The following is an 18,394-nucleotide window of genomic DNA, read 5'->3' as shown; positions in this document are numbered from 1 at the left end:
CGAGATTGTTCCCAAGACCAGTTCGAACGCCACTGAGGACACAGTTCGGTATCTGCCCGAACCCCCATTTTTGGGGCCAACGCAGAAATATCGCCGGTGCCCGGAACCAGTTCGAGTTTGGTGCGTTTCACTGACAGCGACGAAGCAATCGAAAGGAATTTACGATGAACTGGGACCAAATTCTTGGACGCTGGACCGAATTCAAAGGCAAGCTGATCGAGCGCTTCGGCGATTTGACCGATGATGAGATCGAGCAAGCCCGCGGAGATCGCGAGCAACTGGAAGGCATCATCCAAAAGAAATACGGAGATTCGAAAGAAGACGTTCGGGAAATCGTGGATCGCCTGATCAAGGACATGTAGCCCAAAGGTGGATGCTCACATCGCGTGGGGCGGCATCAAGTCAATGGCGCCCCACAGACTCCCAAGATCGATCCCAACAGGTAATCACGAGCGCCATGAAACTGTCTGACCTCATCAACACGCCCGTTGTCCCAGCTGGAACCGACCACGCAATTGGTCGCGTTTCCGATATCGCCATTCGCGCTGGGCAGACCGAGTTGGAGTACGTCTTGGTCAATCTGAGCGTGGCCGGAGGGAATGACCCGGTGGCGTTCACCGCCGATACGCTCGAACTTGGTGCAAGCGAGGTAGTGTGCGCGTTATCCCAACACCAAGTGAATCATCTTCGACAACGGGAAGGAGGCGAAGTTCCCCTCGCAGTGGACATCAAGGGCCTACCGCCCCTGGTTGTAGGGCTGTTCGGCAACGCGATTGCGCCGGTTGTGATGGGAGCGGTCCTGAATGACGCTCTCGGCCAACGCCCCCAACCCACGCCACCTGCTAGCAACTTCCGATGGTTTACGAAGCTGCAGGGCAACCCTGCGTTTGACTCGACTGGTGAGTTGGGCAGATTTAAGGATATTGAGTTCGACCCTGACACCAAGGCTCTGCGGTTTCTCTTGATCGACGGGCGACCAGATATCATGAGTTTTCCGTTCGCTGAGTTACGCAATATTCCCGACGACGAACACTACATGGTTCTGTCCAGATCTTCCGATCCGCTGCACCCGGTCTGAGGGTCTGTTCACGACTTGTCAAACCGCGCATTTGCGCGGTTTTTTCTTTTTAAAACAAATATTTTTGCATTTTTCTGGGAACAAGTCGTGGCGTCATTCGTTTGTTCAACAAGACCGCGGGAAACGCGGTCAGAACAGACCAAAGGAGTGAGCTATGAAACGTTTTCTGACCACAACTTCGATCGTTCTGGTGATGTCGGCATCGGCCTATGCAGAAAGCTCGAATGTCGAAGAAGTCGGCAAGAACCTAGAAGAGGCAGCCGAGGCAGCCGGTGATGCGCTGTCCAATACCGCGCAGGATATCAAGAACGCTGCGCAGAACACGGCGAAAGACGTCGACCAAGCAGCCGAAGCAACCGGTGAGTACATCAGCGAAAAAGCCGGTCAGATGGCCGATGTGGTTGACCCAACCACCATCGACATCGAGGGTTATGTCCCCGTTGCCCAAGGCACCATCCCGGCCGAAGATCTGACCGGCATGCGCGTCTATGACGTCTCGCAAGAGTGGATCGGCGAGATCGAAGAGGTCGTCGTCGACATGGACGGATCGGTCGATGGGGCCGTGATCGGCGTTGGCGGGTTCCTCGGCTTGGGGGAAAAGGATGTTCTGATCGATTTCTCGCGCGTGTCGCTGATGCGTGAAGTCAATGGTGACAACACCTATGCCTTCGTTCACGCTGACAAGGAGATGCTGAAGGATATGCCGGCCTACGAAGGGTCATAAAACGGCTCCTCAGTCGCAAAGCATGTGATCAAGCCGCCGGCCGATTTTTCGGTCGGCGGTTCTTTAATTCCTGTCCATCCGCCACGTTTAGATCAGCGGGCGCGGAACGGCTTCGGTAATTTCGACCAAGCCAAGCTCGGCTAGACCCTCAAGATCGTTAATCTGCAGCACATTGTTGGACCACTCGGCCAGACCGAGATCCTTCAGCCGGCGCAGGGTCTTGTTCGTGTGAACCAGCGACAAGCCCAACGCATCCGCAAGATCCTGCTGCCGGTAGGGCAGCGGACACTGCAAGCCTTTGGCCAATCCGACAGCCTGCGACCTTGTGTAGAAGCGGTGCAGGCTCCACGCGATCTTCTCGATCGCGCCGCGCTGGCCGACGGTTGTCAGGGCGTCGCCCAGAAAATGCTCTTCGACGGCGGCCAGGAATGTCAGGTCAAAGGCGCGATCAGGCTGGTTCTGATATAACTCGAACAGCCGCGAGCGATTGAAAACGCACAGCCGCATCGCGGTTGTCGCTTCGACCGAGTGCCGCATCTCGCCCATGACGCCAGCCTGCAGCCCGACGAGATCGCCTGGAAGCACAAAGCCTATGACCTGCCTACGACCGTTTTCCAGCGTTTTGTAGCGAACGCCCATCCCGCTCAGGACCGTGAACAGATGCGCGGATTTCGCGCCCTCGATGAACAGTTGTGTTCCGGGTTCGGCCTGCATCTCGCCGGTTTTGAAACCCTGCATGAATCGCAGGTCGTCTTCCGAAAACGGCAGGAAGACGTCCATCTGCCTCAGCGGACAGTCCGCACATGCGATCAGAGAAATTTTTCGTTGCTGTGTCATAGTTTATTGCGGCGCTGCGGGATTGCCCTACGGTGGCATCGAACAGATTTTAGGATGGTATTTATGGAAGCCTCTTCCCGCAGCGTAGCAGATGTTTTGATTGTTACGGAAAACTTTATCGAAGCAGCGGACATCAGTGACGCCATCCCCGGAGTTTCGACCGATCGCATTGTCCATATCCGCGAGCTGCACGCGGGTGGGCATTTCTGGCAGGACCCCGAATTCGCCCCGGCCTTGAGCGTTCTGAGCTATCGCAGAAGTGAGACGTCATTTGACGCCGTCGCGCGGCTGTTGGCCGAGCGCGGCAGTGCACTGTTGCTGTTGGACCCGTCCCCCGAGGTGCAAGCGCAATTTGAATGTGCGGCACTGATACGGCCTTTTACTGCCGCAGATCTTACCCGCAAGATCGCAGCCATTGATTTCAGTGGGAACGGCTTGAAGATCGGCGCTGATCCTGGGTGAACTGGCACAAGGCCCATTTCACCATCTATACAATTGACTCAAAAAAAGCGCGGCCGATGCCGCGCTTTTTTATACCGACAATTTCCGCGCTGATCAGATCGCGCTGCGCGCTGCCTTCGGGCCAAAGATCAGCCAGCAGATGAAGCCAATGACCGGAAGCAACAGAACGAAAAGGACCCACAGGATTTTTGCACCGGTCGTCGCAGACGATCCGATGATCGAAATAATGGCCCAGATCGACAAAACCAGGACGATCAGACCGCCAATGCCATATACTTCCACCATACCGAAGTTCCTTTCGAATTACTTGTCGTTGTTCCTACAAGGACACAACGCGATAGGTGGCTAAAAGTTCCCGACAAAGATCTGGGTGTGATCCCAGTTCTCGCACGAGGCTTGAGGATTTTTTGCGCCTGATGGAACCAAAACGACCGGCAGAACGTTGGGTTTGAAGGTCGATACAAGGGGTCAAAATGTCCAATACACACAACGCGCCGCGAGACGATCTTGTCGAGAAAGAGAGTGAGCGCGAAGCGGTCGAAGAAGCGTCCGGGCTGTCTCCGCGCCTGATATTCGAGACCATCCGCCAAAACGGTGAGGAGGAACTGGACCGCCCGACCAAAGCGTTGTTCTGGTCCGGGATTGCCGCTGGAGTGCTGATCAGCTTTTCGGTGCTGGGCGAAGCGATCTTGCGGGCACATCTGCCCGAAACCAGCGGGCGCTTTCTGATCGAGAACCTGGGTTATTCCCTCGGCTTTGTCTTGGTCATCCTGGGGCGGATGCAGCTATTCACCGAGAACACGATTACGACCGTCGTTCCGGCCATGATAAATCCGTCCGTCGCGTGCTTCACCAAAACCGCGAGGCTGTGGGCAATCGTTCTGGGTGCCAATGTGCTGGGGGCGTTTGCGATATCTGCCTTCCTGATCCATACGCCGGTGTTGTCGCCCCAACTCGTCGCGGTCATCAACGACCTGAGCCACCACGCCACCGGCATGGGCGCCTGGGTTGGCTTTCTGCGCGGAATACCGGCGGGGATCCTGATTGCGGCGATCGTTTGGATGCTGCCTTCGGCACAGAACAACGAGGTGCTGGTCATCGTAATCTTCACTTGGATGATTGCGGCCGGTGACTTTACCCACGTCGTTGCCGGATCGGTGGAAATGGCGGTTCTGATGCTTCAGGGGCAGTTGCCACCAGGCGCAGCCGTTTTCAGCTTTTTCCTGCCCGTTCTGGCCGGCAACATCATCGGCGGAACCGCTGTCTTCACGATGCTGGCCTATGCCCAGATCAAACCCGAAATAGAAGAAGATCCAAAGCGCGGTTGAGGCGCTTTGGGTCTTTGGGATGGCGGGTTGGTTGGCATGGCAGTGACGAATAGCGCTGTCAGCGATTCCTGATGAAAAACCAGATGAGTAGACCGGCCAAACCCAAGCCGAGCATGGCCGGCAAAACGTACTCGAAGCCCATATCGGTCGCGGTGTACCGCGTGTTCTAACCGCGGTCCGCCTTGCGCAACGCGAGGCCCAGCAGGACACCTACGCCCAACGCTCCGACCATTGCCAACCCCGGGTTCTCGCGCACGAATGCAGCACTTTTCTCGGATGTTTGTGTCAGCTGCTTTTGCGCCTCGTCGCGCGCCGTCTTCAACGCGTCACGCGTTGCGGTTACGCCATCTTCCAACGCTGATTTTGCCTCCTTGGCCACTTCGTCGATCCGCGCCGCCATCTCCACATGCGGAGTGTCCTGAGGGGCCTTTTTCGCCGTTTTCTGTGTCATGTCAGATCTCCTTTCATCGACCCAACGCGGGCGTTCGCCAAAGGTTCCACCAAAATGATCCGGAACCAATCTGGGGTTCTAAGCGTTGACCCGTCACTAGTCACAAAAATGAAGGGAAATCCCATGTTGTCCTGGGCGCTGATCTTTTTCGCACTTGCTATCGTTGCTGGCATCTTCGGGTTTGGCGGCATCGCGTCGGCCTCGGCCGGAATCGCGCAGATCCTTTTCGTGATCTTTCTGGTCCTGTTCATCGGTTCGCTGATCTTGCGACTGATCCGTGGGTAAACCCCGGCGCATCCGCACACCCTGAAACAGTACCCCGAGGTTCAAACCCCTATGAAAGATGCCGTCCATACCCAAACTGCCGCCGAATTGCTGATTGCCTGCCTGGAAGCCAACGGCGTGACCTGTGCATTCGGTGTTCCGGGTGAGGAAACAACCGATCTGATCGCCGCACTCGACAAGTCGAGCATCGACTTCGTCCTGTGCCGGCACGAGCAGTCGGCGGCGTTCATGGCATCGGTTCACGGTCGATTGACGGGGAACCCGGCGGTATGCCTCTCGACACTTGGACCTGGAGCGACCAATCTTGTCACCGGTGTGGCGGATGCCACGCTTGACCATGTGCCGCTGATCGCCCTCACGGGGCAGGGTGCGCGGTCCAGGCTGGGCCGCGAAAGCCATCAGATCATCGATCTCGAAGCGCTCTTCGCGCCAGTCACCAAGTTGAGCCGAACGCTGATGGTCGCGGATGAAATCCCCCAAGTCGTGGCCGAGGCCGTGCGATTGAGCAAGCTCGACAAACCCGGAGCCGTCCATCTTTCCCTGCCCGAGGATCTGGCCGAGGTCCCGATTCTGGCCGAACCTTTCGTGGCGCCGCCGCCAGCCGAGGTGCGACCGGCGGCAGATGCGGTTATCCGTTCCGCGCGCCTGCTGGCTGAGGCGAAAAAGCCCTTGATTCTTGCAGGGCACGGGGTCATCCGATCCGGCACCGCAAGCGACGTTCGGGAACTTGCGGAAAGCCTGTCGGCCCCGGTCGTCACGACGTTCATGGCCAAAGGCGTTCTGCCTCCGGGACACCCGCTCTCGCTGCATTCGATCGGTCAGCCGGGCAAAGAATTGGCATCAGAAGCCTTCGACCTGTGCGACCTGATCATTGCCATCGGGTTTGACCCGGTTGAATATCCACCCTCGAACATTTCGATGGGCGGTAAGAAGCCGGTTCTCGAGATCTCGGACGTGGCCTCGACTGTTGATGTGGACTGGCCGGTAAAGGCCGCTCTGACTGGCGACCTTCCACACTGCATCGACGTTCTTGCGAAGGCCACGGCCGAACGTCCCCCGCAAAGCTGGTTCAAAGGTCTCCAGCGGAGGATTGACGCCTCGCTGGAAGGTGGGCCAACACCTTCCGATGCCGCTTGTGTCGCGCCGTCGGAAATATGTCAGGCGATTTCCGAAACGCTTCGCGAAAGCGACGTTTTGCTGTCTGGCGTGGGCCTGCACAAGCTTTGGGTCGCCAGCAAGGTTCAAGCACGCCGGGCGGGTCAAATCATCATTCCGAACGGCCTGGCCGGTATGGGCCTTGCGCTGCCCGGAGCGATCGAGGCTGCCCGTCTGTTGGACGAGGGTCGGGTGATCGCCGTTTGCGGTGATGGGGACTTCCTGATGAATGTTCAGGAGATGGAGACGGCGGCCCGGTTGTGCGTGCCCGTGACTGTTCTGGTCTGGGAAGACAACGGCTATGGTCTGATCGACGAAAAACAGCCTGGTGCGCGCGAGTTTTCCTTCGGCAACCCCGATTGGGAGTCTCTGGCCCGATCCTTTGGCTGGATCTACCAAGATATCGAAAGTCACAGCAATCTTGCTCCTGCGCTGCAGGCGGCGGCCGACGTCGCCGTTCCAACCCTGCTGCGGGTGTCGGTCGACTATTCGGCTGATGGCGGGATGCCCACCGTCAACTGATTTTTCCGCCGAAAGTGGAACCAAATCCGGTTTTGGGCGTTTCTTCCCCAGTAGAAAAAAAGGAGTTGTCATGACCGACGCATTGAACGTTGTCCCGAACGAAAACCCGGTTTCCACTGGCGTGCGCGACACCGCACCCTTGGCCAAAGGTCTGGCTGATGTTCTGGCCGACACCTACCGGCTGACCTTCAAGACACATGCGTATCACTGGAACGTGGAAGGCCCTCTGTTCTATTCGATCCACAAGCTGACCGAAGAACAGTACGAAAACATGTTCGCCGCCGCTGATGAGATCGCGGAACGCATCCGCGCGCTGGGACACCTGGCGCCCTCGCGCATGTCCGACATCCTGGATTTCTCGGCCATCAAGGATCGCGAAGGGGACCTGTCCGCCGCCGACATGATCGAAGATCTGGCTGCTGATCACGAGCGGGTGGCGCACCGCCTGCACGCCCTGACCGAGCTTGCAGGAAGCCGCAAAGACGTCGTGACCGAAGATCTGGCGACCGAACGTTCGGCATTTCATGAGCAGGCAGCTTGGATGCTGCGGGCGATCTCGAAATCAAGCTGACGCGGTGACCGGGCGCGTGTGTCGTTTTGCGACCCAACTGTGCGCGTTTAAGGTCTTGGGAAGGCTTGCCGAAAAACCGGCAAGCCTGCACATTCCGATCTGGTGACTAGTCCAAAGGGCGGCAATGTCTGAAAAAAACACGAAAAGCCAAAACTTGGCCGAGGAGCGGACCGACTGGGCCGAAGACCGCACTATATTGGCAAATGAGCGTACGTTTGCTGGCTGGATGAGAACCGGAATGGCATGCGTGGCCATTGCCCTTGGCCTCAAGGCCGTATTTTCCGCCGTCGAACCCGAGTGGCTGGCGAAGGCTGCAGCCACTCTTTTTGTGTTGATCTCGCTGCTGATCTATTGGGGAGCGTGGATGAACGCCCGCCGCGTGTATTCCCGATTGGAAGCGCACAGCGCCCAACCGGCATCTCGCTTCCACTTGCAATTGGTTGTTGGAAGCCTGTCCCTCGGATCAATCGCATGTTGCCTTGTGTTGTGGCTTGTCTAAGCGGGCTTGCGCGGACATCGCCTTCGTGCCAGTCAAGACCGGACTCCTGAATCTCGTGGCGATCGCGGTCTAGGCGTCGTATAAGGCTCTGAGCTGTCGTTCCAACGACATGACGCATGTTGACTTGTGTGTCGAGGCCTGGAACGAGGCCATCATTGCACATAACCCGCCCGCGCAAATCAATAAACACTCGCCGATGAAAGCTGGTCAGCGTTTTTGACGAAAGATGATGCAGACGCACTTCCTTTGAAGGAATGCTAAAAAAACCTGACATCAGCTAGGCTGGCTACGGGTTTGAACTAGGGTTAGAAATCAGCGGCTTTTGTCCCCCCTATGTCCCCCATTCAAAGCAACTGTTCTGCTGAGCAAGTAGCAACACAATCTCTACAGCGCATAACACATTATTCTAACTTAGAAAAAAGTGGTGAGCCGTGCAGGATTCGAACCTGCGACCCACTGATTAAAAGAACGGCCAGAGCCATTTCGCTGTATTTCTCCGGATTTCGCCACATTGACAAAAATGAAGCGAAAACAATTATTTACGTTGACCTTCGTTGCGCCTTGAATTCATGAATTACTCCAGAATTCGCCGCCATTTGCTTCCGTATAGCTTCCGGAAGCAGGCCGGAAGCAAGGAGTGTTCTGGATATGTTCAAATTGACCAAACGCGCAGTTGAGGGGCTTGCCGTTGAGGCAAAGGAATACCTTGTCTGGGACCGAGACATGCGCGGCTTTGGGCTGCGGGTCTATCCATCCGGCAAGAAGGCCTATCTGGTCCAATATAGAGCTGGTCGCCGGACGCGACGGATCACTATCGGCCAGCATGGCGTTCTGACGGCTGAGGAAGCACGGACACATGCCAAGCAGCTTCTGGGCGACGTTGCGCGCGGATCAGACCCATCTGCCGAAAAGCAGGCCAAGCGGCGCGCACCGACCGTTGCCGGGCTGTGTGACCGGTTCCTTGAGGAATATGTCGATCAGCATTGTAAACCGACAACAGCCCGCGATTATCACAGCGTCATTCGCCGATTCATCAGACCTAAACTTGGGCCTATCCCAATTGCCGAAGTAACCCGTGCCGACGTAGTGGTTTTTTTATCACGGTTTGCGCGAGACACCGTATCAAGCCAACCGGGCGGCGGCGATGTTGTCGAAGCTGTTTAATCTGGCCGAGGATTGGGGATTACGGCAACCCGGATCGAACCCCGCCCGTCGGATCAAAAAGTTTCGCGAAGAAGAAAAGAAACGCTACCTGTCTGACGCGGAACAGATACGGCTTGGTGAAGTGCTGGCCGAGGCGCTGGAAGACGGCACAGAGACCGTTTACGTGGTGTCGGCCCTGCTACTGCTGATTTACACCGGATGTCGCCTCAGTGAGATTCTGACGCTACGCTGGGACTATGTAACCTCGCATCATCTGGAATTGCCGGACAGCAAGACCGGACGCCGCCGCATTCCCCTGCCAAGGGAAGCCTATGACATCCTGATGGAATTGCCCCGGCAACCGGGGAACCCCTATGTAATATTAGGCGAGTCAGATGATGGCCCTCTGAACAACCTGCAAAAGCCGTGGCGGCGTATACGTAAGACGGCAGGGTTGGAAGATGTCCGCATTCATGACCTGCGACATACATATGCCTCGGTCGCCATGAAAGACGGGATCGATCCGTTCACCCTGAAAGAGATTATGGGACACAAGAATCTGACAACGACACTACGTTACGCGCACCTTGCCGATGATGCTGTTCAGCGCGCGGCTGGGTCTGTCGCGGCAAGATTGGCACGCGCAGTTCGCAAGGATGTAAGAGCCGCCCCTCTGAGGGTTGTTCAATAACGTTACCTTACATAGGGACAATGGCAAAGAATTGGGCGCCCTACCTATAGGTTACGTTACATAGGGCACCACACAGCAACCATAAGATTGATATCAATACAGGCTCCGGACAAATGCTGGATAACCAGAACAAGAAACTTGAATTAGACTTCGAAAACATGTGGAGCCAGATGCAACTCCCTTTGCCTGTCGCAGAAGGGTTTGCTGCCGACATTGAATGGATTGCACAGCACTACCGCCCCAACGATCGTCGGATGTCACAACTTCCTGCAAAAGAGCGCAGAGCGATTTATGGCAAACTCGACAAAACCGTCGGTTCTCTGCTGGAACAGCTTTCAAACTTGCCTCCATCCATTCGATGGGAAATCGAAGAAGTTGGAATGGCAAATGAACCAGAAAACTACTTCGAAGATGCGCTTGGTGCCGATCACGAAGGACTGGACTATGGAGAGTACTTGATTGATGTCCTAAATACGAAGCTTCCCGAGATTGCCTTCTTAATTGGAGACGCGCTGGAGCATCACAAACGCCCACGCGCGCGCCCTAAACAAAACGAAAGCTTAGAAGACACGATCCAACAGCTCGCCAAAGTGTTCCGACACTACACTGGACGCAATCCTATGGGGACCCATCGCTACGACGAACTGGACGAAGAACAGCCGTACAAAAACGACTTCTTTCAATTCCTGTATGCGTTTTTCTGGGCTGATCCGAATCACAAATTCCCCTCGTCGCACACCATCGGCAATGCGACACTGCGGCTGTTTGGCCTTAAAAAATAGGGGATGTCATAAATGGACAAATTTTGAGCCATATATGACATTAGATTGAGACGGACCTACGCTGCATATTGGCTGCAATGAAACGATATGCAGCGAGGCAACCATGCAAGCACAGATTGACCCTGACTACTTCGACCGGCTCATCGACGAGAAAGAAGCCGCCAACTATCTCTGTTATTCCGTACGCGCATTGCAGAATTGGCGTGTTCGAGGCGGTGGGCCTATGTTTGTAAAGGTCTCTGGTCGGTCTGTCCGTTACACGCGCAGTGACTTGCAAAAATGGATCGCTGAAAAGCGCGTCGCTAATACCAGCGCTGCACCTTCCTAACATTTGAGTTTTGCCCGTTCAGAGTTGGCAGCGCTGAGCGGGATTTTGGGGCCGGATGGCTCTCAGGGGCGCGGGGTGTCGCCACCCCGCGCCCTTTCTGTACCTGCCAAACGGTTCAAACTAGGAGTTCACCATGACACAGCAACCAGCCTTCAAATTCAAAATCGGGCTTATTACCGCAACGATCTGGGACAATGACGGTTTCTTCTCAGTCGATATCTCCCGGTCCTACAAGAACGGGGAAGGCGACTGGCGTACCACCAGCGCGTTTTCTCACAATGATCTTCTGAACGTCGCCAAATGCGCGGAACGTGCAGAGAATTGGATTTCGCGCAAGCAGGCAGCAGCCAGCCAATGATATCCGCCGGGCGTCCAGCCCGGCCCCAAAACAATAGCTGCCCCTCCGGAGGCACTATCGAAGGGCGCTTTAGCGCCCGCCCCTTTTCCCAACCTCAACCAAATCGCGCGGCATTCGCCGAATGAGGGGGGTGATTGTAGCACCCCCCTCTGGAAATACCGGAACCCAAGGAGAGCCCAAAAATGCAAGTTGTTCATCGCGGATTCGACACTATCGCACTTTCGATTCAGGCGAATATTTCTCAAGATTTGTTCGACCTGCTGAACGCCGAACGCGAAAGAGCCGAAGAAGAACGGCACCCCGTTCCTTTCAGTTACGGCGGAGCAGACTTTGACTTGTTGCCCCATGGTGGCAACGGGTATCGCTTTATCCTCAAAGGAGGGCCTTTGGATGTGCATTGGTCCTTCAAGAAACCAAATGCACGCGATCCGTGGGGCATTCGGATTTCGGTTGGTTCAACTCTTCTAGCGACACAAGGACTCGGATACGCGCGTTCCTACATCGATAAGACCCTAACTAGGCTTGGAATCCGCTTTGAGTCGCATCAGGTCAGTATCAGTCGTGCCGATTTCTGCGTCGATATTCTCGCGCCGGAATTCGAACTTGTTCCTGAAAACTTCGTCATTCACAGCCACACCAACCGCGCTGACTATCTTACCGCTCAAGATGACATGCGCAGCAACGGTAAATCTGGTCAGTTCACATCTGTCACGGTTGGCAAAATGCCGGGACGGCAGGTCATCATCTATGACAAGCGTCGCGAAGTGATTGATAAGAAAAAGCCGATCTGGTGGGATGTCTGGAACACCAACCTAGAGTGGGAAGGTTTACCCCCATTAGACCCTTCTGATGCGTCTCAGAGCCGTGTTTGGCGGATTGAGATACGCGCGGGGAAAGACTTGCTCAAGGATCGTTGGCAGATCAGGACGTGGCCCCAATTCGACGCCATGTTCGGCGATGTCATTGCCGAGGCATTAAAAAAGATACGTTACTGTGAACCTGATCCTGACGATGGAAACCGCGCGCGCTGGTCCAATCATGAAATCTGGAACTTGGTTGCCGCGTCGTCAGAGGATGACCTGCTGGAAATGCGCAGCCACGTCGATGCCACAAGCATTAAGCACGTACATCGCGCCGAACAAATTAGGTTGATATCGGCGCAAATGGCTGGACTTGGGATCACGTTGGCTGCTCTGGAAGATGCTCAGGAAAGTGAGTTGGGTGATTTCATGGATAGTGTTGGAGGCAGGCTCGCAGAGAACATAAAGGCTGATCCTGAGCGCGCTGCAAACAAGCTGCATGAAGCCAAGAACAGATATCGGTTCATAGCGTAAACCGCTGACGAGCACCCGCCTTCTTATGTGCCGTGTCCATTTGGGCAGTTTGAGCCCTAAGGGACGGGAAGTGCAATATTTGAAAGGGCTTCAGTCCCCAAAAAAGAGCAAACCATGACAAACCCCATTCAGACACGGTTGTTCAAGTTACTGGGAGCCTACTGAAGAACGGCTTTGCAATGTGCTTGCCGCACCTCAACTCCGGAAGCATCGTGTGAAAGAAGGTGCGTTAGTTACCGAACTATAGCTTTTCCGCGCTTAGCAGTGTGACGATCGCTTTGACCGCGAGTTTGCAAGCTCGGCTGGCCGCTATTGATTGCCACCCATCCTCCTTATTCATTCCCCAATCGCAAATGCCTTTGATCAATATCCATTGGCGTCCTTTGTACAAACTAGCGGCCGCTACAGCGTTCCCTTCCATTTCGCCGCCAATCGCTTCTGCAAATGTACTGCGCAACTCCTTAACCAGGTCTTCATTATCCACCAGTTTTTGCCCGGAAAGGACAACCCCTTCGTGGATTGAAAAATCCGCTTCATCAAATTGAGCACGTGCAATGCGAGCTGCTTGCAGTAGCCCAGGGCTCGCAGGTAATCTTTCCCCGCGGTTAATCTTCACCTCCCCAACGCGTTCGGTTTCGTAGTCTTGCATCGCTGTGGAAATCAATACGTCCCCATACTTCTGGTAGGGCTGCCCATCTTTTTCCGGCTTCAACCCAAAACAGATACCGGCACTTACCAAATAATTGACATCCAACTCCCTTAGGACGTTGGGCAAAATCATTCCGGCACTGTTCACACCAAGCGAGCCAGCACTTGTTCGTATGTGAACAAGTTTCTGCGTGTATTCTCGAGTAAACTCTTGCACGACACCATCGCCAGCTTGGATAAGGCGAGTACGCAAGAACCCGTTTTCCTCCAAGGCTTCAAACAAGGCTTTGTCTTCGCTGTCTGTTGCAGTTGTAATTGCAATCAGACCGTTTGGGCGTTCTGGCACGTATTTTCTCCATGTTTCTGCGAACTGTTGATTGTAAACGGAAATTCGTTGGCCACCGTTAAGAAGTCTTAATTTTCCGTGAGTGTAAAAGTCACTAAAGTTCAAAATTTTTGAGCGATCACAACCATCCAATTCGCGTATGAAAAACTGCTCAAACAACGTGCGCATAGGAGCGATTTCGTTAGGCTGGTTGACTTGCGCCCTGATGGACGCAGCTGCTGATTCTAGGAATGCTTCAAGGTAGTACGCAAAATGTCGATGCTCGATAGAGCCATAGTTCACTATTAGCTCGTCTGTGGGCTGATGATACACAAATGGATACCCACCCAGAGAAATCAGAGACCGTCGCAAAAGCGGGTAGTCATACAATGGGAAATGAGCTGAAATTTCCCTATACGGGAAATTTGGTATGCCAGTACAAGTAGCGAGCCCGCGCCGGTCAGCGTAATTTTTCATGTAAAGAGCCGAAATCGCGCGGGTTGTAGCATCGATCTCGGCTGACGTGAGCATTTTAGTTCCTCTGTTGGTTTCCAGAAGGTCGCGAGTGATTGCCAAATCCTCACGATCAATTACTTTTCGAATGGTCGCGCTGTGGCCACTTTCGAACAGTGAGCGGTCACCGGAACTGGCCCGCACAAGGTCAAAATCAAACTGATCTGAGCTGTAATTTGTTATTAGCCGACTCAAATCGTCTGTCATGCTAAACTCGTTTCTTGAACCGAGGCTCACTTGCTCCAAGAGTTTTGACTCGTCAAAATAAAAGGGATAGCGTTTCGGTACGTGGGAGTATCTTTTTTGCCGATCAACTAAGAACTCGTCCATAGTGCCATTCGTGCTGGTCGCATCAATGATACCAGCCGTCATTAGCTTGATTAAATCAGCAAACAACTTTGGGCGAGAATTACTGTACTCCGTTAATTGAGAAATATTGACGGAAAAATTAAATGGAAGTGCTACGGTAAGCGTTCGAATGATATCTAGATCATTGGACTCCTCGCGCCAGCGACCAGTTGCTCGGCTCGCTTCTCTGTTAAGAAAATCCAAGAATACCGGTTTGGCCTTCAATTCTGACTCGCTAACAATTCTAGCTTTGATATATGGGTGTTAGCGTCAAAGTCGTCAACCAAACGCTTCAATCTAGTCTGCTCAAACCATCCAGGGTTGTTCACTTCCAGTCGCCTATGAGTTTCCGGAACATGGCTGAAAGCCGACGTGAGATCGATTTCACTGGTCAACGTTAGTGACTGAGTAAGGTCAGACTTCAGTGCCGCTTTATTTTGCAACAACCCGGCAACTTGGTAGAATCTCAATGTCTCCGCCTTGCTCAATCGTCCGTTTTCCAACCTTGCCCGCCTCCCCCCTACTAAAACAGGGAGTACACCCCTAGCTGTGCTAGACGTTGCTCCTGTCCCATCTGTCTCGAACAAGTCTAAGTCAAACTCGTCTAGGTACTTTCGCAGAAATATGGAACGGCGATCCGACAGAGACTCAAAATGAGTATGAACGCCAACTCGGAAACAGAAATAGTATCGCTTCCAAACAAGAGCCACACTCGTCACAACCGGTAGGAACCCTGGCAGAACTTCCGATTGATAGTCGTATCTACCGTGTTCCAGAATGGCCTTTGTTTCATCCCATCCGAATGAAAAGTAACCTGGGGGTACCAGCGCGCTTGGAATTGTCAGAATACGATGTGGGTGTTCCGGTTTTCTACGAGGCCCTCTTCCCTTTAACCAAAGGCTGTTGCCGTAACCCGTTCGATCCCTTGCCAAGCGTCTTAGGTAGTATTTTCCGATACCAGTTCGAACGAAGCGGGATTTGTTTCTGTGTTTCGCAATATCTTCAGATATTCGAGCCTGAAGAGTTTTTACGATTGTCTGATAGCTATTGAAAGGTAGCGCATCATACTCTTCGGCAAAGTCGATAATCTGCGAGCCGGACAGAGGAACCCCTCTTACCGAGATTATTTTTTCTGCTAGGTCGAGATATCGGCTGCCTTCCAACACGTACTGCTACTACCGTCATTGTCTAAGTTATAGTGGTACTTACCTTTTGCATCTTCGCATAGGAATTCGCAACAGCGAGAGTCGCCGACTACTATAGCTGCTGACTTGCTGTGGCCGCAGAGGCAAGAGATCAGCTTCAAGCTATCCGAGAAATCGTGCCAAATTGTCTGGAAGCCGCCGCCGCGCTACATCAACCATCGAGCGAGGCCATTGTGATCCAATAGGCACACTTCAATGTTTGTCACAGTGCTTCCGTATTGCTTCCGGCAAGCCGCACTTCAGGAGAGGTTTTCCGCACGAATTCGTGTAAGTCTTTATTTTTACTTTAAAAAGTGGTGAGCCGTGCAGGATTCGAACCTGCGACCCACTGATTAAAAGTCAGTTGCTCTACCAACTGAGCTAACGGCCCACTCTTTTGTTGGATCTGTCGATCCGTGGCGCTCTTTACGGCAATTCCCCGACTGGGTTCAAGCCCTTATTTCGCGCCTCGTTTCGCCGTAACAACGCGTGTTTCCGGCAACCCGATAGGCGGCCTAATTAGGCAGGTGGCGCTGGAGGGTCAACCCCTTTTTTGAGGAATCTTCGCGACAGGGTGGATTCATGTTCGGACCGACGTTATATGCCCGCCATGCAACAGAGACTCGACACCGGACTGCCCTTCATAAAGATGCACGGGCTGGGCAATGACTTTGTCATTGTTGACGCACGCGCACAGGATGCCCCGATCACGCCGGAACTGGCCCGGGGAATCGGGCATCGGCAATTTGGTGTGGGATTCGATCAGTTGGCCGTTATCGAAAAAGGTGAAGCCGACGCGCATCTGGTGTTCTACAATTCCGATGGATCAACCTCTGCCGCCTGCGGCAACGCCACCCGCTGTATTGCACGGTTGCTTATGGATGAGACGGGGCGCTCTGCCCTGAAGCTCACCACGGAACGGGGAACCCTTCATGCGCGGGATGCCGGCGATGGGCTCACTTCGGTCAACATGGGGCACCCGCAGCTGAACTGGCGCGAAGTTCCTCTGGCAGAAGAGATGGACACGCTGGAATTGCCGATCGAAGGCACCCCGACGGCAACGGGAATGGGCAACCCGCATTGCACGTTCTTCGTTGAGAACGCCGCAGCGATCCCGTTGGCAGAGTTCGGTGCGCGTTACGAATACCACCCGCTTTATCCCGAACGCACTAATGTCCAGGTGGCCCAGGTCATTGGCCCGGATCACATCCGTATGCGCGTCTGGGAGCGCGGAGTAGGCATCACTTTGGCATCTGGGTCTTCATCCTGTGCAACAGCCGTGGCTGCCGCGCGACGGGGGCTGACCGGTCGCAAGGTGCGGATTGATTTGGATGGTGGCACGCTTTGGGTCGACTGGCGCGACGATGGTGTCTGGATGACCGGCCCGACATGTCACGTTTTCTCTGGCACTCTGACGCCTGAATTTCTGAGGTCGCTGGGATGAACCCGCCCAAGTTCACCACGTTGGGCTGCCGCCTGAACGCCTATGAAACCGAGGCGATGAAAGAGCTGTCGCAACAGGCCGGTCTGACAGATGCTGTGGTGGTGAATACATGCGCAGTGACTGCTGAGGCCGTGCGCAAGGCCCGGCAGGAGATCCGCAAGCTACGGCGCGAGAATCCGAATGCCCGTCTGATCGTCACAGGCTGTGCCGCCCAGACCGAGCCCGAAACCTTTGCCCGGATGGACGAGGTCGATGCGGTCATCGGCAACACTGAAAAGATGCGCCCCGAGACCTGGCAAGGCATGGCTGCCGATTTCATCGGCCAGACCGAGGCGGTGCAGGTGGATGACATCATGTCGGTCACCGAAACGGCCGGCCATCTGATCGACGGGTTCGGCACCCGCTCGCGCGCCTATGTGCAGGTTCAGAACGGCTGTGACCACCGCTGTACCTTCTGCATCATTCCCTATGGCCGGGGCAACTCACGCAGCGTCCCGGCCGGTGTGGTGGTGGATCAGATCAAGCGGCTTGTCGACAAGGGGTATAACGAGGTCGTGCTGACCGGGGTCGATCTGACATCCTGGGGTGCCGACCTGCCCGCAAGCCCCAAGCTGGGCGATCTTGTGATGCGCATCCTCAAGCTGGTGCCGGATTTGCCACGCCTGCGCATCAGTTCGATCGATTCGATCGAGGTTGATGAGAATCTGATGCAGGCCATCGCAACCGAACCGCGCCTGATGCCGCACCTGCACCTGTCGCTTCAGCACGGCGACGATCTGATTCTAAAGCGCATGAAACGCCGCCATCTACGCGACGACGCCATCCGCTTTACCCAAGAGGCACGCAAGCTGCGCCCTGAGATCACTTTTGGCGCGGATATCATCGCAGGCTTCCCGACCGAGTCCGAAGCGCATTTCGAAAACTCGCTGAAGCTGATCACCGACTGCGACCTGACCTGGCTGCATGTCTTCCCCTATTCCAAGCGAGAAGGAACACCGGCAGCCCGCATACCTCAGCAGGTGAATGGAACGGTCATCAAGGATCGCGCCGCCCGCCTGCGCGCGGCAGGCGACGCTCAGGTCGCAAAGCACTTGTCACAACAAATCGGCAAAACCCATCACATCCTGATGGAAAACACCCATATGGGCCGGACCGAACAGTTCACCGAGGTTTCGTTCAAAGCACCTCAACCCGAAGGCCAGATCGTGCGCGCTGCTATAACCGGGCGGACCATGACCCAACTCACGGCCTGATTCCCTTCATCAGGCAAGAAAGACCCCGGGGAAGAACTGGCCAATGGCCAAGAAGAGGGGCAAGGGCCCTGTGACCCCTTCTGGAAACAAAAACCCCCGCAACCGGATGGCGCGGGGGTTTCAATTTATGC

General features: G+C 54.8%; 21 protein-coding genes and 1 tRNA gene. 17 read left to right on the top strand and 5 right to left on the bottom strand.

Features of this window, described 5'->3' with window-relative positions:
• Window positions 1-164: 164 nt before the first annotated feature.
• The 3 genes from GS620_RS14290 (at window position 165) to GS620_RS14280 (ending at window position 1,802) form a co-directional block, all read left to right on the top strand.
• Window positions 165-362: a CsbD family protein gene (locus GS620_RS14290; RefSeq protein ID WP_171116905.1), complete on the top strand. Its 198-nt coding sequence runs from the start codon at window positions 165-167 to the stop codon at window positions 360-362.
• 95 nt (window positions 363-457) lie between these two features.
• The gene (locus tag GS620_RS14285; RefSeq protein ID WP_171172680.1) at window positions 458-1,078 is read left to right on the top strand and encodes a PRC-barrel domain-containing protein; all 621 of its coding nucleotides are present in this window, start codon (window positions 458-460) and stop codon (window positions 1,076-1,078) included.
• Between the two features lie 154 nt (window positions 1,079-1,232).
• Complete coding sequence (locus tag GS620_RS14280; protein WP_171172679.1) at window positions 1,233-1,802, top strand: PRC-barrel domain-containing protein; 570 nt, start codon at window positions 1,233-1,235, stop codon at window positions 1,800-1,802.
• Between the two features lie 87 nt (window positions 1,803-1,889).
• Here the strand turns inward: GS620_RS14280 and GS620_RS14275 are convergent, their stop codons facing one another.
• Window positions 1,890-2,639, bottom strand: a complete 750-nt coding sequence (locus GS620_RS14275) for a Crp/Fnr family transcriptional regulator (protein WP_171172678.1) — start codon at window positions 2,637-2,639, stop codon at window positions 1,890-1,892.
• A 63-nt stretch (window positions 2,640-2,702) separates the two neighbouring features.
• Between GS620_RS14275 and GS620_RS14270 the strand changes: the two genes are divergently transcribed.
• The gene (locus GS620_RS14270) at window positions 2,703-3,101 is read left to right on the top strand and encodes a hypothetical protein (RefSeq protein ID WP_171616521.1); all 399 of its coding nucleotides are present in this window, start codon (window positions 2,703-2,705) and stop codon (window positions 3,099-3,101) included.
• Between the two features lie 93 nt (window positions 3,102-3,194).
• Here the strand turns inward: GS620_RS14270 and GS620_RS14265 are convergent, their stop codons facing one another.
• The gene (locus GS620_RS14265; RefSeq protein ID WP_093961670.1) at window positions 3,195-3,386 is read right to left on the bottom strand and encodes a PLD nuclease N-terminal domain-containing protein; all 192 of its coding nucleotides are present in this window, start codon (window positions 3,384-3,386) and stop codon (window positions 3,195-3,197) included.
• A 188-nt stretch (window positions 3,387-3,574) separates the two neighbouring features.
• Here GS620_RS14265 and GS620_RS14260 point away from each other — a divergent pair, with 188 nt between their 5' ends.
• Complete coding sequence (locus GS620_RS14260; protein ID WP_171616519.1) at window positions 3,575-4,429, top strand: formate/nitrite transporter family protein; 855 nt, start codon at window positions 3,575-3,577, stop codon at window positions 4,427-4,429.
• A gap of 166 nt (window positions 4,430-4,595) precedes the next feature.
• On the opposite strand, the gene GS620_RS14255 is transcribed toward GS620_RS14260, so the two are convergent.
• Window positions 4,596-4,880, bottom strand: a complete 285-nt coding sequence (locus tag GS620_RS14255) for a DUF883 family protein (RefSeq protein ID WP_171616516.1) — start codon at window positions 4,878-4,880, stop codon at window positions 4,596-4,598.
• 123 nt (window positions 4,881-5,003) lie between these two features.
• Between GS620_RS14255 and GS620_RS14250 the strand changes: the two genes are divergently transcribed.
• The 10 genes from GS620_RS14250 to GS620_RS14210 all read left to right on the top strand — a co-directional run bounded on the left by GS620_RS14250 (window position 5,004) and on the right by GS620_RS14210 (window position 12,548).
• Window positions 5,004-5,165, top strand: coding sequence for a DUF1328 domain-containing protein (locus tag GS620_RS14250; RefSeq protein ID WP_093961673.1), 162 nt, complete (start codon window positions 5,004-5,006; stop codon window positions 5,163-5,165).
• A 51-nt stretch (window positions 5,166-5,216) separates the two neighbouring features.
• Window positions 5,217-6,842 (top strand): acetolactate synthase large subunit, encoded by a 1,626-nt coding sequence (locus tag GS620_RS14245; RefSeq protein ID WP_171616514.1) that lies wholly within the window; start codon window positions 5,217-5,219, stop codon window positions 6,840-6,842.
• Window positions 6,843-6,912: 70 nt separating this feature from the next.
• Window positions 6,913-7,413 (top strand): Dps family protein, encoded by a 501-nt coding sequence (locus GS620_RS14240; protein WP_170360286.1) that lies wholly within the window; start codon window positions 6,913-6,915, stop codon window positions 7,411-7,413.
• 124 nt (window positions 7,414-7,537) lie between these two features.
• Complete coding sequence (locus tag GS620_RS14235; RefSeq protein WP_171116923.1) at window positions 7,538-7,912, top strand: YidH family protein; 375 nt, start codon at window positions 7,538-7,540, stop codon at window positions 7,910-7,912.
• Window positions 7,913-8,560: 648 nt separating this feature from the next.
• Window positions 8,561-9,076 carry an integrase arm-type DNA-binding domain-containing protein gene (locus GS620_RS22070; RefSeq protein ID WP_253283948.1) on the top strand — a complete coding sequence of 172 codons (516 nt, stop codon included), beginning with the start codon at window positions 8,561-8,563 and terminating at the stop codon, window positions 9,074-9,076.
• Window positions 9,057-9,746, top strand: coding sequence for a site-specific integrase (locus GS620_RS22065; protein ID WP_253283947.1), 690 nt, complete (start codon window positions 9,057-9,059; stop codon window positions 9,744-9,746). Before GS620_RS22070 ends, GS620_RS22065 begins: the two co-directional genes overlap by 20 nt.
• A 113-nt stretch (window positions 9,747-9,859) precedes the next feature.
• Complete coding sequence (locus GS620_RS14225) at window positions 9,860-10,528, top strand: hypothetical protein (protein WP_171616512.1); 669 nt, start codon at window positions 9,860-9,862, stop codon at window positions 10,526-10,528.
• Between the two features lie 103 nt (window positions 10,529-10,631).
• A complete protein-coding gene (locus GS620_RS14220; RefSeq protein WP_171616510.1) occupies window positions 10,632-10,856 on the top strand; it encodes an AlpA family transcriptional regulator in 225 nt (74 codons plus the stop codon).
• Between the two features lie 133 nt (window positions 10,857-10,989).
• Window positions 10,990-11,214 (top strand): hypothetical protein, encoded by a 225-nt coding sequence (locus tag GS620_RS14215; RefSeq protein ID WP_170326242.1) that lies wholly within the window; start codon window positions 10,990-10,992, stop codon window positions 11,212-11,214.
• 182 nt (window positions 11,215-11,396) lie between these two features.
• Complete coding sequence (locus GS620_RS14210; protein WP_171616508.1) at window positions 11,397-12,548, top strand: hypothetical protein; 1,152 nt, start codon at window positions 11,397-11,399, stop codon at window positions 12,546-12,548.
• A 241-nt stretch (window positions 12,549-12,789) separates the two neighbouring features.
• Here the strand turns inward: GS620_RS14210 and GS620_RS14205 are convergent, their stop codons facing one another.
• Both GS620_RS14205 and GS620_RS14200 read right to left on the bottom strand, forming a co-directional pair.
• Complete coding sequence (locus GS620_RS14205; protein WP_171616506.1) at window positions 12,790-14,607, bottom strand: hypothetical protein; 1,818 nt, start codon at window positions 14,605-14,607, stop codon at window positions 12,790-12,792.
• A gap of 1,274 nt (window positions 14,608-15,881) precedes the next feature.
• Window positions 15,882-15,957 (bottom strand) — tRNA-Lys (locus GS620_RS14200).
• 210 nt (window positions 15,958-16,167) lie between these two features.
• On the opposite strand from GS620_RS14200, the gene dapF reads away from it, so the two are divergent.
• Together dapF and mtaB are read left to right on the top strand one after the other, a co-directional pair.
• A complete protein-coding gene (dapF, locus tag GS620_RS14195; protein WP_171616504.1) occupies window positions 16,168-17,010 on the top strand; it encodes a diaminopimelate epimerase in 843 nt (280 codons plus the stop codon).
• Window positions 17,007-18,263 (top strand): tRNA (N(6)-L-threonylcarbamoyladenosine(37)-C(2))-methylthiotransferase MtaB, encoded by a 1,257-nt coding sequence (gene mtaB / locus GS620_RS14190; RefSeq protein WP_171616502.1) that lies wholly within the window; start codon window positions 17,007-17,009, stop codon window positions 18,261-18,263. The genes dapF and mtaB overlap by 4 nt, the downstream gene beginning before the upstream one ends.
• Window positions 18,264-18,394 lie beyond the last annotated feature (131 nt).

Source organism: Ruegeria sp. HKCCD6428, assembly GCF_013110595.1.
In the GTDB taxonomy this organism is placed as follows: domain Bacteria; phylum Pseudomonadota; class Alphaproteobacteria; order Rhodobacterales; family Rhodobacteraceae; genus Ruegeria.
Note: the sequence above shows the minus strand (reverse complement) of the source record. Positions and strands in the feature narration are given on the sequence as shown.